Source organism: Campylobacter sp. BCW_6889 (assembly GCF_001762535.1).
In the GTDB taxonomy this organism is placed as follows: domain Bacteria; phylum Campylobacterota; class Campylobacteria; order Campylobacterales; family Campylobacteraceae; genus Campylobacter_D; species Campylobacter_D jejuni.
This window is the reverse complement of record NZ_MJWZ01000055.1, coordinates 62,136-78,243: the sequence shown is the minus strand read 5'-3', so window position 1 is coordinate 78,243 and position 16,108 is coordinate 62,136. Positions and strand designations below refer to the sequence as shown.

17 protein-coding genes are annotated in these 16,108 nt (G+C 30.2%); 8 read left to right on the top strand and 9 right to left on the bottom strand.

Going from position 1 to position 16,108, the window contains the following annotated elements; all coding sequences use genetic code 11:
* Positions 1–20: 20 nt before the first annotated feature.
* From AJ939_RS04980 to AJ939_RS04970, 3 genes are read left to right on the top strand one after another with little or no spacing between them, the layout of a single operon-like run.
* Positions 21–443 (top strand): chemotaxis protein CheX, encoded by a 423-nt coding sequence (locus tag AJ939_RS04980; protein WP_002854524.1) that lies wholly within the window; start codon positions 21–23, stop codon positions 441–443.
* The gene (gene fliN, locus AJ939_RS04975) at positions 443–751 is read left to right on the top strand and encodes a flagellar motor switch protein FliN (protein ID WP_002824739.1); all 309 of its coding nucleotides are present in this window, start codon (positions 443–445) and stop codon (positions 749–751) included. Before AJ939_RS04980 ends, fliN begins: the two co-directional genes overlap by 1 nt.
* Positions 752–1,549, top strand: coding sequence for a hypothetical protein (locus AJ939_RS04970; RefSeq protein ID WP_002868919.1), 798 nt, complete (start codon positions 752–754; stop codon positions 1,547–1,549).
* On the opposite strand, the gene AJ939_RS04965 is transcribed toward AJ939_RS04970, so the two are convergent.
* From AJ939_RS04965 to plsY, 5 genes are all read right to left on the bottom strand, one after another.
* Entirely contained in the window at positions 1,546–3,006 is a 1,461-nt protein-coding gene (locus AJ939_RS04965; protein ID WP_070276395.1) for a Ppx/GppA phosphatase family protein, read from the bottom strand. The two genes, AJ939_RS04970 and AJ939_RS04965, sit on opposite strands and share 4 nt — an antisense overlap.
* Positions 3,006–3,251, bottom strand: coding sequence for a YfhL family 4Fe-4S dicluster ferredoxin (locus AJ939_RS04960; RefSeq protein ID WP_002854647.1), 246 nt, complete (start codon positions 3,249–3,251; stop codon positions 3,006–3,008). The genes AJ939_RS04965 and AJ939_RS04960 overlap by 1 nt, the downstream gene beginning before the upstream one ends.
* A gap of 112 nt (positions 3,252–3,363) precedes the next feature.
* Positions 3,364–4,035 (bottom strand): homeostatic response regulator transcription factor HsrA, encoded by a 672-nt coding sequence (hsrA, locus tag AJ939_RS04955; protein WP_070276397.1) that lies wholly within the window; start codon positions 4,033–4,035, stop codon positions 3,364–3,366.
* A 78-nt stretch (positions 4,036–4,113) separates the two neighbouring features.
* Positions 4,114–4,431, bottom strand: coding sequence for a dihydroneopterin aldolase (locus AJ939_RS04950; protein WP_002857609.1), 318 nt, complete (start codon positions 4,429–4,431; stop codon positions 4,114–4,116).
* Positions 4,416–5,024 carry a glycerol-3-phosphate 1-O-acyltransferase PlsY gene (plsY, locus tag AJ939_RS04945; RefSeq protein ID WP_002921511.1) on the bottom strand — a complete coding sequence of 203 codons (609 nt, stop codon included), beginning with the start codon at positions 5,022–5,024 and terminating at the stop codon, positions 4,416–4,418. Before plsY ends, AJ939_RS04950 begins: the two co-directional genes overlap by 16 nt.
* 200 nt (positions 5,025–5,224) lie before the next feature.
* Here plsY and AJ939_RS04940 point away from each other — a divergent pair, with 200 nt between their 5' ends.
* The 4 genes from AJ939_RS04940 to hemJ all read left to right on the top strand — a co-directional run bounded on the left by AJ939_RS04940 (position 5,225) and on the right by hemJ (position 8,580).
* Positions 5,225–6,250 (top strand): cytochrome-c peroxidase, encoded by a 1,026-nt coding sequence (locus AJ939_RS04940; protein ID WP_070276399.1) that lies wholly within the window; start codon positions 5,225–5,227, stop codon positions 6,248–6,250.
* 93 nt (positions 6,251–6,343) lie between these two features.
* Positions 6,344–7,681 (top strand): phosphoglucosamine mutase, encoded by a 1,338-nt coding sequence (gene glmM, locus AJ939_RS04935; protein ID WP_070276401.1) that lies wholly within the window; start codon positions 6,344–6,346, stop codon positions 7,679–7,681.
* Complete coding sequence (gene lspA / locus AJ939_RS04930; RefSeq protein ID WP_070233650.1) at positions 7,674–8,144, top strand: signal peptidase II; 471 nt, start codon at positions 7,674–7,676, stop codon at positions 8,142–8,144. Before glmM ends, lspA begins: the two co-directional genes overlap by 8 nt.
* On the top strand, positions 8,128–8,580 hold the full coding sequence (gene hemJ, locus AJ939_RS04925; protein ID WP_002861126.1) for a protoporphyrinogen oxidase HemJ: 453 nt from the start codon (positions 8,128–8,130) through the stop codon (positions 8,578–8,580). Before lspA ends, hemJ begins: the two co-directional genes overlap by 17 nt.
* Here the strand turns inward: hemJ and AJ939_RS04920 are convergent.
* On the bottom strand, positions 8,577–9,923 hold the full coding sequence (locus AJ939_RS04920; protein WP_070248582.1) for a coproporphyrinogen III oxidase family protein: 1,347 nt from the start codon (positions 9,921–9,923) through the stop codon (positions 8,577–8,579). The two genes, hemJ and AJ939_RS04920, sit on opposite strands and share 4 nt — an antisense overlap.
* A 127-nt stretch (positions 9,924–10,050) precedes the next feature.
* On the opposite strand from AJ939_RS04920, the gene cmeU reads away from it, so the two are divergent.
* The gene (cmeU, locus tag AJ939_RS04915; protein WP_002861128.1) at positions 10,051–10,302 is read left to right on the top strand and encodes a CmeU family protein; all 252 of its coding nucleotides are present in this window, start codon (positions 10,051–10,053) and stop codon (positions 10,300–10,302) included.
* Between the two features lie 22 nt (positions 10,303–10,324).
* Here the strand turns inward: cmeU and cmeC are convergent, their stop codons facing one another.
* The 3 genes from cmeC to cmeA are packed head-to-tail and all read right to left on the bottom strand — an operon-like array spanning position 10,325 to position 16,021.
* Positions 10,325–11,803: a multidrug efflux transporter outer membrane subunit CmeC gene (cmeC, locus tag AJ939_RS04910; RefSeq protein ID WP_070276403.1), complete on the bottom strand. Its 1,479-nt coding sequence runs from the start codon at positions 11,801–11,803 to the stop codon at positions 10,325–10,327.
* On the bottom strand, positions 11,796–14,918 hold the full coding sequence (gene cmeB, locus AJ939_RS04905; protein ID WP_079860513.1) for a multidrug efflux RND transporter permease subunit CmeB: 3,123 nt from the start codon (positions 14,916–14,918) through the stop codon (positions 11,796–11,798). Before cmeB ends, cmeC begins: the two co-directional genes overlap by 8 nt.
* Positions 14,918–16,021 carry a multidrug efflux RND transporter periplasmic adaptor subunit CmeA gene (cmeA, locus tag AJ939_RS04900; protein ID WP_044778501.1) on the bottom strand — a complete coding sequence of 368 codons (1,104 nt, stop codon included), beginning with the start codon at positions 16,019–16,021 and terminating at the stop codon, positions 14,918–14,920. Before cmeA ends, cmeB begins: the two co-directional genes overlap by 1 nt.
* Between the last annotated feature and the right edge of the window lie 87 nt (positions 16,022–16,108).

The following is a 16,108-nucleotide window of genomic DNA, read 5'->3' as shown; positions in this document are numbered from 1 at the left end:
TTTTTATAAAGGTGGTAGCTATGTTAAAGATTCTTGAGTATTCCATCACTCATTTTTGCGAGCATATCTTAAGACTTCGCATTGAAGCAGCTCAAGATATAAGCGGTGAACTTTATGGAGCGAGTATTCCTATCATGGGCAAAAGCGAAGGAGAATGTAATTTTTATTTATTTTTTCCAAAAGAATTTTTAAAAAAAATTGCAGAAATTTTAATTAATGATGAAAAATTTAAAGAAGATGACTGGTGTGATTTAACTAAAGAATGTGCCAATCAGATTATAGGTTATGCTAAAAATTTGTTAAATGATGCCAAGGGTGATGACGAGTATAAACTTGGAATTCCGGAATATTTAGGAAAAGTTGATTTTTCTGAAATAGTTCTAGATGAAGCTTTAACTTATAAATTTGAAAATTGTTATTTTAGAATAGGATATTGCAAATAATGAGCGATGATATAGAGTTTAACATTCATCATGGGCTTTTACAATCTTATGAAGATATCTTAGATATTACAGTAGATTTTGTAAGCGAGCTTGGAACTACAAATATGAGTGTAGCAGAGCTTTTAAAACTTGAAGTAGGTTCGGTTATTGATCTTGAAAAGCCTGCTGGAGAAAGCGTTGAGCTTTATATCAATAAAAGAATTTTTGGCAAAGGCGAGGTTATGGTTTATGAAAAAAATCTCGCTATAAGAATTAATGAAATTTTGGATTCTAAGACTGTGCTTCAATACTTTAAAAAAGAAATTTAAATGAGATTACTAGTATTATTTTTTTTAATTTTACCTTTATATAGTGTTGAGTTGATTAGTTATAATATCTACGATAGAAATGACCGAGTAGATTTAATGCTTTCTTTTGATAATGCTTATAATGGCAAGATTTCTCAAAAAAAAGAAAAAAATTTAACTCTTTTAACTTTTAGTGATTTAACGTATTCTAAAGATGAATTAAAAGAACTTAACTCTCAACTTGTAGATAAAATTAGTATTAGTTCTAAAAATAATAATACCTATATTATGCTACAAAACAAACAAAATATTAATTTAGAACTTAGCTCTATCAATGATAAATTTGGAGTAAGGATACGAGCTATAGAGCAAGGGAAAGCAAATATCGAATCTGTACCTACAACAACTGCGAATAATTCTCAAGAATTAATGCCTAAACCAAAAAGTACAAGTTTAGAAGGGTATGATTATACAAATTATATCTTAGTAATGCTGATTTTAGTTATTTTGTTAATAGTGCTTTGGTGGTTTAAAAAGACTATGGTTTATAAAAATAACAATGTTTCTAGAGATTTTACTATGATTTTCCAAAGATTTTTAGATAAAAATAATCAACTTGTTGTTTTTGATCACGCTAATAAACGTTATACAATGATAATAGGTAATTCCAATGTGCTTTTAGAAAGTGTTGAAATTCCAGAGGAACAAACAATAAAACATACAGAAAAAACAGAGAAAAATTTTGATTCTTTTTTTGAAGAGAATAAAAAAAGAATTCAAAATCTTATAGAGCAGCGTCAAAAAGGTAAAAAATCTTAAATTTTTTGATTGATTGCTAATGCTATGGTAGCTGGTTTTGCAATTTTTTTGAGCTCATCTTTAGGTAAATTAAGAATTTTGTTTTCTTGATATATATAAAGAGTATTGTTTGCAAAAGCAAAATCAATCTTATCTTCATTTGTGCTTAAAGTTTTAGCTAGGCACAAAATAAAATTAAGCCATGAAATGGTATGAATATTGGGTAAAAGTTGCTTATAGGGTTCAAGATTATAAGGATTAACTTTTTTTCCATTAAGCTTAATAATGCTAGCAATTAAAGCTTTTTCTTTATGTGAAAATCCATAATTTAATCCACCTAGTACAAAATGAGCAGAGTGTTCATTAGCAAAATAGAAATTTAAATATTCTCCAATATGGCATAATTTAGCAGCATTTAGTAAAGTATGCTTATAGTTATCGTTAAGTTTATGAAGATTTTTAAGTGTTGTAAAAATTTGCAGAGTAAAATGTGGAGTTTTATTTTTTTGTTTTGATTGTAAAAATTTATCTTGCAAACATTTTAAACTAGGATTGAAATTTGGTGGAAATGTGATTTTAGGACGAAGTAAATCTTGCAAATAAACTCCTTCTCTGATTCCAACCCCGCTCGTGATAACTTGTTTGGCTTTTATTTTTTCCGCAATCTTTAAAAAAATAAATATACCCTCTTTAATGGTATCAAAACGATCCTTTTTTATACCAAAATTGATTAAAGAGTCTAAGTTTGAATTAAAAATTTTTAAAATATGTCCTTTTTCTTCATCTAGCATATAGCGAAAATCATGTAAATTTTTCAGTGGATAGGAATTTTTTTGCATGATGGAATTAGATATTGCTCTTAAGCTTCCACCTATTGCAATAAGGTTTTGATTGCAAAATTCTTTAGGAATTTGTTCTAAAATTGGTTTTATAAATTCTTCTAAAGAATCCATTTTTCCAGTATCATAGAACAATTCTTTTAGCCTAACAGTGCCAATATCAAGAGATATGCAAGAAATAATTCTATTATTTTTTATTAAACACAATTCACTAGAACCACCACCTATGTCTAAAGTGGTTCCATCCTTAAAAGGACTTAATAAATTTAAAGCCGCAAGACCACCTAAGTAACTTTCGCTTTTTCCATCTATACAGCGTATATTTAAAGACAGATTATCTTTGATTCTTTTAATGAAATTTTTTGAATTTGGGGCATCTCTTAAGGCTGATGTGCCTACTATAAATATTTTTTTGCACTTATGCTTTAAAGCGCATTGTTTGAAAAAAGCTAAGGCATCTTCGGCTCTTTGCATGGCTTCTTCTTGGAGAATTTTGCCATTATTATAAGCATTTTCTCCAAGTCTTACTTTGCGTTTGTATTCGCAAGTTGTATAAAAACCATATCTAGAAGTTTTTTCAAAAATCACCATTCTAATGGAGTTTGAGCCAAGATCAACAACTGCTGTTTTTTTTGCCATTAAAATTCTCTATCCCTATGTTTGAGTTTTAATTCTTCTATAGTTTCTACATTATCAGGATCAGGAATGATACATTCATATGGGCAAGCAACAATACAGGCAGGCTCTGAAAAATCATTAACGCACTCTGAACAAAGATCAGGGTCTATTACATAAATTGGACTATTTTCATAAATAGCTTCATCAGGACATTCTTCTCTGCAAGCATCACAACATACGCAGTCTTTTGTAATTAAAAGAGACATCATAACCTTTCAAAAATTTAAAAAATAATTTTAGTTTATACAATAACCAAACTTAAATAAAATATAAAAATAGAAATAAAGATAAATTTTTTGCACCGAAGGTGCAAAATTGTTAAGATTTTTTAGGGAAGCAGAAACGGTATCCTCTACGACGAACTGTTTCTATGGTAGATATATTTAATGGTTTATCCATTTTTTGACGAATTTGATTGATAGCTACTTCGATAACATTTGGAGTTACTAGCTCAGGTTCTTCCCAGATGGCATCTAAAAGTTGTTCTTTGGATACAATTTGATCCGAATGTCTTGCTAAGTGCGTTAAAACTTCAAAAGGTTTTCCTTTAAGTTCTATATCTTGACCTTTATAAGTAATTTTTTCTTCATCTGGATCAATAACTAAGTCTTCAATTTTAATAACATTGGTTCCGCCAAGTCTTAGTCTTGCTTCAATTCTTGCGAGTAGAATATCAAAATCTAAAGGTTTTTTAACAAAATCATCAGCTCCAGCTTTCAAAGCTTTGATTTCTATTTCTTTGTCTGTTTTTGAAGACATAATCATAACTGAAGTTCTTGGAGATTTATGTTTAATGGTATTAACAAGTTCTGCTCCATCTCCATCAGGTAAAGTCCAGTTTGCTAAAACTAAATCATAATGTCTAATGCCGATAAAGTATTCTCCATCTTTAAAATTTTCAGAAGAATCGGTTTGATAACCAAATTCATTAAGATTGTCTATAATTGTTTTATTTAGGCTAATCTCATCTTCTATAACTAAAATTCTCATTTGTTCTATCCTTATTAAGAAAAATTTAAAGAATTATATCATAGCTTAAGTAAATGTTTAGATATCTTTAAAAAAAAATTAATATTTTTTTTTCAATTTAACCCCAACTGTAGCATTTTTTATTATATGGGGTTTGAAAATTTTTATGTTAAGATTGGTTAAATTAGGAAAATCTTTTTTTAAATTTAAGCTTACAAAGTCTAAAGACTCTTCAAGGGTGTAAAATTCTTCTTTTTTATACCATTTTTTAATTTTGGTAATTACCTCTGCATAATTTAAAAATTCATTTGCTTTAGCTTTAAGCTTGATAATAATTTTTTGTTTTTTTCTTCTTTCGAAATCTAATATACCAATGATACACTTAAAGTGAAATTTTATTTTTATATGACTTTGCATTCTTCTTTAAAAATCAATCTTTTAATATTAGGTAGATGTTTATATACTATAATAAAAGCGATAATGAAAACGGGTGCATGTGTATGAATTTCTAAGTCATAATTAAATATAAAAGAACTTACAACAAAAGCAAGTAACGCTGCTAAAGAAGCTAGCGAAGATATTTTAAAAATTTTTCCAATAACTACCCACACAATAAATGCTGTAAGCACTTCCAATGGAAGTAAAACTATCATAGCGCCTGCTCCTGTTGCTATACCTTTTCCTCCTTCAAATAACAAGTAAATTGAAAAACAGTGTCCAAAAATAGCCAAAACTGCGACGCTCCAAAGCAAAGCTTGATCATAATGAAGAAATTTCAAGATTAGTAAAGGAATAGCTGCTTTTGCAAAATCTAAAATTATTGTAGCAATGGCAAGTTTTTTTGCTAGTTTAGGATTTTTTTCTTTTACTACTCTTAAAACATTGGTTGCCCCTATACTTTTTGAACCTTCTTTTTTGATATCAGTTTTAGCAAAAAATTTAGCTAGGATTAGCCCAAAAGGGATTGAACCTAAAAGATATATAAAAGCGTAAATTATTAAATTTTCCATAATATCCTTTTCAAGTCATCTTAAAATTTTAAGATTTATAACTAAAAATTATATCTTATGAAAATAAATAAACAAAAATAATTTTTATAGGATAAAAATAGTATTAATTAATTGTAAATATTTTTTAATAATATTTATTTTTATTTAAGCTCTAAATGATTATTATTTTATTTTAATTTATCTTTAATAGGAGTTTGTAAATGAAAGTAAAATCATTGCTAATCGCATCCTTAGTTGCTTTTTCAAGCTTAAATGCTGCAAGTCTTATAGATGAAGCTAAAAATTCAGGTCTTGTTGCCTTACCAAAAGATCAAAAAGGCGTTGATGAAATTTTAAAACAAAATGGAGTAAAGGCTAGTGAATTTACTTTTGAAAAAGCAGAGCTTGGCAAAAAGCTCTATTTTGAACCACGTCTTTCAAAAAGTGGTATCATTTCTTGTAATACCTGTCATAATGTAGGACTTGGTGGAACAGATGGAATCAGTACTGCAATAGGTCATAAATGGACAGCAAATCCTCATCATTTAAATTCACCAACAGTTTATAATGCGGTTTTAAATAATACTCAATTTTGGGATGGTCGTGCAGGAACATTAGCTGATCAAGCTAAAGGTCCAATCCAAGCCGATCCTGAAATGGCAACTCCTGCTAAACTCGCAGTAGAAAAAATTTCATCATTGCCTGAATATGTGAGTGAGTTTAAAAAAATCTATGGTAAAAGCGGTGTAAATTTTGACAATATTGCTGATGCAATTGCAAATTTTGAAAGAACTTTGATCACTCCATCTCGTTTTGATAAATTTTTAGAAGGCGATGAAAAAGCTTTAACAAAAGAAGAGCAACAAGGTTTAAAACTTTTTATAGATAAAGGTTGTGTAGCTTGTCATAATGGTGTGAATTTAGGTGGCAATATGCAAGCGTTTGAAGTTGCTGGTAAATATAAATTTGCAAATTTAGGTGATTTTAAAGGTGATGCAAATGGCATGGTAAAAACTCCAACTTTAAGAAATGTTGCTGAAACTGCTCCATATTTTCATAATGGTGCGATTTGGAATTTAAAAGATGCTATTAAGGAAATGGGTAGTGTGCAACTTGGCATTAAAATTTCTGATAAAGAAGCAAAAAGTATTGAAACTTTCTTAAAATCTTTAACAGGAACAAAACCAGCAATTGTTTATCCACAACTTCCTGTTTCTACTGAAAAAACTCCTAAACCTGAACTATAAGGTTCCAAACAAGCTCTATTTTTAGAGCTTGTTTAAATTTCTTTATCTTAACTTTGTTATAATTGTCTTTAAATTTTGCTAGAAAGGTTTGCAATGAAACTTTTTGGAACTGATGGAGTTCGTGGAAAAGCGGGTGAATTTTTAGATAGTTTTTTGGCTATGCGTTTAGCAATGGCTGCGGGTATTTATTTTAAAGATAAAAGTATTACTAATAATATCTTAGTAGGAAAAGATACAAGAAGAAGCGGCTATATGATAGAAAATGCTATTGTTTCAGGGCTTAATTCTATAGGATATAATGTTATACAAATTGGTCCTATGCCAACTCCTGCGATTGCATTCTTAACTGAAGATATGCGTTGTGATGCAGGGATTATGATTTCAGCTTCTCACAATCCTTATTATGATAATGGTATTAAATTTTTTGATGCTCATGGAAACAAACTTAGTGAAGATATAGAGAAAAAAATAGAAGAAATTTATTTTGATGATAAGCTTATACAAGCCTCTAAGGTGGATATGGAAAAAATTGGTCAAGCAAAAAGAATTGATGATGTTATAGGAAGATATATTGTTTCTATTAAAAATTCTTTTCCAAAAGATCTTACTTTAAAGTCTTTGCGTGTGGTTTTAGATGTGGCTCATGGGGCAGCTTATAAGGTAGCACCTACTGTTTTTAAGGAATTAGGTGCTGAAGTTATAGTAATGAGTGATAAACCCAATGGACTTAATATCAATGAAAATTGTGGAGCTTTGCATCCTGCAAACTTAGCTGCTGAAGTAAAGCGTTTGCGTGCAGATGTGGGCTTTGCTTTTGATGGTGATGCAGATCGTTTGGTGGTTGTAGATGAAAAAGGCGAAGTGGCTAATGGAGATAGTTTATTGGGGGTTTTAGCACTTTATCTTAAAGAACAAGGTAAATTACAATCAAGTGTTGTAGCCACTATAATGAGTAATGGTGCTTTAAAAGAATTTTTAAATAAACATGGTATAGAACTTGATACTTGTAATGTGGGCGATAAATATGTGCTTGAAAAATTAAAAGCTAATGGTGGAAATTTTGGTGGAGAGCAAAGTGGGCATATTATTTTTAGTAATTATGCAAAAACTGGAGATGGTTTGATAGCTGCTTTGCAATTTAGTGCTTTAATGCTTTCTAAGAAAAAATCTGCAAGCTCTATTTTGGGTCAAGTCAAACCTTATCCTCAGCTTTTAACCAATCTTAAAATTGCAGAAAAAAAAGATTTAGATAAAATTAAAGGTTTAAAAGAATTAAAAAAAGATTTAGAAAATAAAAATATTAATACCTTATTTCGCTATTCTGGAACAGAAAATTTGATAAGACTTTTGCTAGAAGCTAAAGATATTAAGCTCTTAGAAAAAGAAATGAAAAATGTTGTGGAGTTTTTTAAGAAAGCTTTAAATGGCTAAAACTTTTAAATTTATTTTTTATTTTTGGGGTGTCTTTGTTTTGGTTTTTGCCCTTGATCAATGGGTAAAATCCTTAACTTTAGCAGGACTTAGATGGCAGAGTGAATACTTAGATTTAACTTATGCTCTAAATACAGGCGTAGCTTTTTCAATGTTGAGTTTTTTAGAACATAATTTAAAATATTTACATCTTGCTTTAATTGGCGTGCTTTTTATTTATCTTTTTTGGCAAAAAACACTTTTAAAAACTCATAATATAGCTTTTGGAATGATGCTTGGTGCTGGTGTTTCAAATTTATTGGATCGTTTTATACATGGAGGTGTAGTGGATATGTTTTTTTGGCATAAATGGTTTAATTTTGCTATTTTTAATGTTGCAGATGTCATGATAAATATAAGTGTGGCTTTGATTTTAATACAAGAAATATTTAAAAAAAGGAAAAAAGATGACAGAATGGATTAATGATTATTATTTTTGGATTAAATGGGTGCATTATTTGGCATTTGTTTCTTGGATGGCGGGTCTTTTTTATTTACCTCGTCTTTTTGTGTATCATGCTGAACATAAAGACAATAAAGGTTTTGTCGAGATTGTAAAAATTCAAGAAAGAAAACTTTATTTTTATATACAAACTCCTGCAATGATTGTGACTTTAATCACAGGAAGTTTAATGTTGCATGCTCATAAGGAAGTTTTAATGGTAGGTTCGGGTTTTATGCATGTTAAACTTACCTGTGTTACACTTTTGATTATTTTCCATATACATAATTATTATTGTTTAAAAGCTTTAGCAAATGATACTTCTGCTAAAAGTGGGAAATATTTTAGAATTTATAATGAATTCCCAACTATAATGTTTATTATTATCGCTTTAATGATGGTTGTTCGCCCCTTTTAGTTTGTCTCCGCTTTAAATTCCATACTAGCGGAGTTAAGCGGATCAATATTTTCTTTCATGATATCGATATAATCTTTATTTTTAAGACGCTTATCATCTCTAAATACTGCACGCACAAGATCCATTCCTGTGTAAAAATCTTTCATTAAAACCACAAAAAGATATTGACCAAATTCGGTTGTGATTAAAGCATTTTGATCTTTTATGATGGCACCACTTGTTTTAAGCCCTAAAAGTTCTATGAAAAGTTCTTTTTCGAGGTTGCAATTTAGAGTTTTATTAAATTTATCAATTTCTATTTTCCCTGAAAAAATTTCAGTTAAAAAGACATATTTGATAATCTCTTTTTTATCAAAACAAGCTTTGGCTATATTAGCATTTTGTTTTTCTTGTATAAATTTAGCATAATCATTTAGATTAAATGCATTAATTAAAAGCTCCCCATCTAAAAAGCTAAAAGCCCCGCTGCCTACTCCTAGGTATTCATGATGAGAACTGACATATTCGTCATTAAGCTTGTTTTTTTCTAAAGAAAAACTCCAACCATTGTTTTGGGTATAGTCTTTAAAAAATTCGCATATGATTTGATAATAAGTAAATTCATTATCTTTAATGCTTACTCCTAGACTTTTAGCGATATTATCTTTGGTAAGATTTGATTTCATTAAAGGATAGGTTGTGATTTGTTGCGGGGCTAAATTTGTAGCAATTTCTAAGTCATTTAAAAGTTGTTTTTCGCTTTGTCCTGGAAGATTGAAAATAAGATCTATACTAAAAATAGGTAAAATTCCTAAAGCTTTTGAAATTTTTTCTTGAAGTTCTTTAGATGAACCAAATTTATTATATCTTGCCACTTTTTTTAAAGTTTCATCATCAAAACTTTGAATTCCGCAACTTAAACGATCAATTATACCTTTAAACATAAAAAGCTTATTTGGATCAATATGATTTGGATCACTTTCGCATGAAATTTCTTTTATATTAAATAATTTTTTACAAAGTTCTAAGGTTTTTAATAATTCCTCTTCGTTAATCAGTGTTGTACCACCACCCACATACATGGAAGTAAAATCAAAACCTTTATCTTTCATGATTTTAATTTCTTCTCTAAGATTTTGAAAATACACTTTGGCTAAATTTTCATCATAATAATATTTATGAAAGCTACAATAAGGACAAAAAGTATGGCAAAAAGGTACATGGGCATAAAGCATATAGCTTTTGTCTTGTTTTGGAATTTTTTCTTCGGGTTGTTTTAAAAGTTCGACATTGAAACCTTTTTGGAGGGATTTTTCCATCATAGTATGAGAGTATTTTAAAGCTAAATTTTGAAATAAATTCATAAGTGGCCTATATATTAAAATATTTAAGATATAACTTTATCAATTTTTAGCTAAAATAGGAGTAAATTTTTTATTTCTTAAATAAAAAATGGGATTAAGTTTTTAAATTATTTAAAAAGGATATAAAATGGATAAAGCCAAAATTGTTCAAAATTTAAATGCTTTGTTTAAACAAAGAGCAGAGTTTTACTCTTATTTTGATGAAAATATTGCCAAAATCAATAATACTGAAGTATTTGATTTTAAGAATGCTAAAAATTTAAATCCAGAAGAGGTATATAGGCAATTTTATCATTTTGATTATGCTATAAGAAAATTATTGCCTGCTATTTACAAGGCTTATGAAATTACAGATGCAGATTTAGACAAAGATTTTTAATTTATTTAGAGAATAGAATAAACTATTCTCTAAAAGACATATCTAAATTTTTTGATTCTTCTTTTATATTTTTGCCTGTATCTTCGCTTTGCTCAAATCCTCCACCAAATGCTTTGATTACATCTACTATGGAATTAGCATAAGAATATTTAGTATTATTAAAAGCAACCGCAGCATTAAGCCAATTTTGACGTGACTCTAAATAATCTTGCAAAGACATTTCTCCTATATCATAGCGTTCTTTAGCAATTTCATAGATTCTTTTGTAAGATTGTTCGCTTGCTTGTGCATTATCGTATTGTAAGCGTATAGTTTTTCTAGCTACTAAAGCATAGCGAATTTCTCCAAAAGCAGTAATCAAGGTATTTTGATAATTTACAAAAGCTTCATCTTTACTAAGCTTGGCTAAATTTACATTTTGGTAAATTTCACCCCAATGAAAAATAGGCAGAGTAAAGTTTCCACCTATATTCCAAGTTTTAGAACCTCCTTTAACCAAGGTATCTAAATCTCCGCTTTCAAATCCCAATAATCCTGTTAAAGAAAGGCTAGGCAAGAAAGCCGTGCGAGCAACTCCAACAAGATAATTTTGCTGAGTTAATTTTTCTAAAGAAGAGCCAATATCTGGACGTTGAAGCAAGATGGTACTTGAAATTCCAGTTGGAATGTCAAATTCTTTAAGATTAAAAACTTGATAGCTTTGATTTTTGTAAAGTATGTCATTTAAATCATTTGAAGTTAAAATTTTTAAAGCTTTAAGGTAATTTTCTTTATTTAATTTTGCTTCATTGCATTGCAAAGCCATACTTTCTAAGTTGGCTCTTGCTTGAGCAAGTTCATATTCACCTACAGCACCAACTTGAAATTTTTCATCATTAATCCTATAAATTTCTTTTGCAGATTCATAAGCTTCTTTAAGAGCATTTTCATTTTCATACGCATTTACAAGATTGAAATAAGTTTGAACCGTATTTGAAATAACAGAAAGTCTTGCAGCTTCATAATCATACTCACTTGCTTTAAAGCCTGATTTTGAGGCGCGATATGTATCGCGATATTTTCCCCAAAGATCGATTTCATAGCTTAAATTAAGCCCCATTTTAAAATCATTACCGTAACTTACTTCCCCAGTTCGATTGCTTGGAGCATTTATAGCTGTTTTTGCACGATTACCGCTTGCGCTACCATCAAATTTTGGCAACAAACTGCTAAAATCTATACCTAATTGAGCAGCAGCTTGTTCCATGTGTATGAAGGCAAGTTTTAAATCATTATTATTTTTAAGTGCTAAATCAACCACTTTATTTAAATTTTCATCATCAAAATCTTTCCACCAATTTTTTGTGATAGAGCTATTGTTTTCTTTTTCCCAGGATAAGGCTCCAAACTTATTATCAATGCTATAGTTTGCTTCGGGAATATTTAAATTTGGACTTAAAGAGCAAGCTGAAATCAAAAGAGTAAAACTTGCTATAGCGCTAATTGAAATTATTTTATTCATGAACCTTACCTCTTTTTTTATCTAGCCATTCATTAAAATTTTCTAAAAGATAGAAAAATAAAGGCACAAAGAATATCGCTAAAGTTGATGCTGCGATCATTCCACCAATAAGCCCTGTTCCTAAAGAGTGTCTTGAAGCACTTCCTGCTCCTGTTGCGAAAATCATTGGCAAGACCCCAAAAGTAAATGCCAAAGAAGTCATTATGATAGGACGAAAACGAAGTTTTGCTGCTGCAACAGCTGCTTCAAAAACTCCTTTGCCTTTTTTAAAGCGCTCTTCCATTGCAAATTCTACGATCAAGATAGCATTTTTAGCTGAAAGTCCAATCAAGAGCAAAAGTCCTGTTTGAAAATATATATCATTGCTAAATCCTCTTAAATATACCAATAAAAATGATCCAAATACCGCAAAAGGCACAGCTGTTACAACTGCTAAAGGTATAAGCCATCTTTCATATTGGGCAGCTAGAATTAAGAAGACAAATATCATCCCTAAAGCAAAAGCATAGCTTGCTGTTCCTTTGCTAGAAACTTCTTGATAGGCTGATCCACTCCAAGCTATGGAATAATCATCCCCTAAAGTTTCTTTTGCCACTTGAGCAATCGCTTCTATAGCTTGACCTGAAGTATAACCTGGTGCGGGTTGACCTTGAACTTGTGCCGCTGGGAAAAGGTTGAATCGTTTTACATCATCAGGCCCTGAACTTCTTTGTAAAGTTAAGAAAGAATCAAGTGGTATCATTTTTCCATCGTTTGATCTTACAAAAATATTTTTTAATGCATCTTGTGTATTTCTAAAATCACCTTTTGCACGGATATTTACTTGGAAGTTTTTACCTAGCATAGAAAAATCATTAACATAATAAGTGCCTATAGTTGCATTCATTGTGTTAAAAACATCTTGCATGTTAAGATTGTAGTGTTTTAATTTATCTCTATCAATTATAAGCTTGTATTGAGGGAAAGTTGTATCAAGGGTTGTTCTTACTCTTGATAGCTCTTTTCTTTGGTTGGCTACAGCAACAAGTTTATTTACATCTTTTTGTATTTCATCATAACTTTTTCCACTTTTGTTTTGAACATACATTTCAAAGCCACCTGTGATACTTAATCCAGGTATAGGAGGTAGACCTATAAATATACTTGAAGCGTTGCGATCAAAAGCAAATTTTTTATTAAGTTCCATGGCGATTTCATCAGCACTCACATTTCTATCTTTCCAATCTTGCAAGCCTATAAACATTGCAGCAGCGTTTTCTTTTAATGAGCTTGTAAAAAGATCAAATCCTATCATAGCCATTGCATCTTTAATTCCATTGGTTTTTAAAACTTCTTGACTTATATGATCAACTTCTGAGATTGTTCTATGAAGTGCTGAAGCCGAAGGAAGATTAATAATGCCAATCATCAAACCTTGATCTTCTTCAGGAACTAAAGAGCTTGGTACAGCTTTATAAAGATAAAAAATTGCCCCAAGCATAATACAAAAAATTAAAACAAAGCGAATGGTTCTTTTTAAAATATATGCTACTCCTGTGCTAAATACAGAAGTACTCCAATCAAAAAAATCATTAAATTTCTTTACAAATTTAAATGGCTCTCCTTCATTACGTCGTAAAAATAGTGCGCATAAAGAAGGTGTTAAAGTAAGAGCAACAAAACCTGATATGGCTACAGATATTGCTAAGGTAAGGGCAAATTGTCTTTGAATTTCTCCAACAAAACCTGATATAAAAGAAACGGGTATAAAAACAGCACAAAGTACAAGAACAATTGAAATAACCGGAGAGCTAACTTCTTGCATCGCTTGGATAGCAGCATCTTTTACGCTTATTTGTTCATTTTCGTGTAAAATCCTATCGATATTTTCTACAACTATAATCGCATCATCTACAACAATCCCTATAGCTAAAATCAAGGCAAAAAGCGTAAGCAAGTTAATACTAAAGCCTAAAACATAAAGTCCAGCAAAAGTTCCTAATAATGAAACAGGTACAGCTATCATAGGAATAAGCGTTGCACGGAAATTCTTTAAGAACATATACATAACAATGATAACTAAAATTAGAGCTTCAACAAAAGTTTTAATTACTTCTTTGATTGATTCTATCACAAATTTTGTTGTGTCGTAAGGAATTTTATATGTTAAACCTTTTGGGAAATTTTTTGAAAGTTCTTGCATTTTAGCCTGGACAAGTTCTGCTGTATGCAATGCGTTTGCCCCTGATTGAAGATTGATTATAATCGGAACTGCATCATTGCCATTTAATCGTCCTTGTGAGCTGTATTGTTGTGATCCTATTTCTACATCAGCTATATCTTTAAGTCTTAAAAATGATCCATCATCATTTGTTCTTAAAATAATATTTTCAAATTCACTAGGATTTTGTAGTCTTCCTTGCATAGTGATTGAATAAACATAAGGGGATTTTTGAGTTACGGGCTCTTCGCCAATTTTACCAGTTGCGTATTGAGCATTTTGGTCATTAACCGCAGAAATTACATCAGTAGCTGTGATTCCAAATTTATTTAATAAATCAGGTTTTAGCCAAATTCTTAAAGAATAATTACGATTTCCTATAGCGTTTGCATCCCCAACTCCCGGAACTCTTTTTAACTCATCTAAAACATTTAAAGCGATGTAGTTGTATACATCCACTGCACTCATTGAACCATCATTTGAATACATAGAAATTGCAGCAAGTGTTGCTGAAGAAGTTTTTCTAACAGTTACTCCAAGTTTTTTAACTGCATCTGGCATTTTTGCAGTTGCAGCTGAAATTCTATTATTAACATCTATAGTGGCTTGATCGGGATCTGTGCCGATATCAAAATAAACAGTCAAACTCATAGTTCCTGAAGAACTTGAAGTTGAATCCATGTAAATCATATTATCCGCGCCATTGATTGCATCTTCGATAGGACTTGCAACTGTTGAAGCAATGGTTTGTGCATCAGCTCCTGTGTAAGTTGCACTTACTTTAACTGTAGGAGGAGTTAAAGAAGGATATTGTTCTATAGGTAAATTTGTAAGACTTATGACTCCAGCTAAAGAAATGATAATTGCAACAACTGAAGCAAAAACAGGTCTTTCGATAAAAAATTTAGAAAACATTATTGTGCTCCAATTTCTTTAACTTCGCTACCAACTTGAATTTTTTTAAAGTTATCTAAAATGATTTTGTCGCCATTTTGTAATCCTTTGTCAATGATAGCGTATTCATTGTTTTGGTAGCTTATATGTACAGAAGATTTTTCTACTTTTCCATTTTTAACAAGAAGAACATAAACATCATTTTGATCTTGTTTAATAGCTATTTGAGGCACTTTAAAGCCATTTTTTTGTATAAAACCTTCTGAAGTAATTGTTGCAAAAGCACCCGGTAAAAGTGTTGAGTTGTTGTTATCAAATACAGCTTTGGCTTTTACTGTTCCACTATTAGCATCTATAACGGAATCAATAAAATAAAGTTTGCCTTGAACGGTTTCTCCATTAAGATTTAAATTTGCATGAATGCTGTCTAAATCCCATTTTCCGCTTTGAGTATTGCGGACTAAATTTAGTTTATCTGTATCTGAAATAAAGAAATCTGCGTAAATAGGATTTAAATTTGTAACTCTAACTAGTTCAGTTGTTGAAGCACTTACATAATCCCCTATATTAACTAAAGCATCTCCTATAGTACCATCAAAAGGAGCTTTTATTTCGGTATGATCTAGATCAATTCTTGCATTTGCAAGTTGTGCTCTAGCAGTTGTTAGACTAGCTTTTGCATTATTAAATGTAGCAAGAGAAGAGTCGTATTCTTTTTGAGAGATTGCATTTTTGCTAAAAAGAGCCTTGGAACGATTAAAATCCTTGCTCGCGTTTTCAAAAGTTGCCTTAGCCATTAAAGCTTGTCCGTAAGCTGAATCAACGCTAGCTTTAAATTTATCTTGCTCTACAATAAATAATGTCTGTCCTTTTTTTACCTTATCTCCAGCCTTAAAAAGTTTATTTACTATTACGCCACTAACTTGAGGTTTTATAATAACATCATAATCACTGACAAGTTTAGCAGGATAAGTAAAACTAAGTGGCAAATCTTCAGATTTAGCACTCATTGTCGTTACAGGTTGAGGCGGCATTTGTATTTTTGGTGCTTCTTCTTTGCTACAAGCAGTGAGTAAAAGCACAACACTTAAAGCTAAAATAGTATTGTTTTGAAATAATTTCATGGTTTTGCCTTGAAAAATTAAATTAAAAATTGTAATATTTATTACAAAAATTTTTGACTAATTATATCTTAATTTTGGTTAATAAAA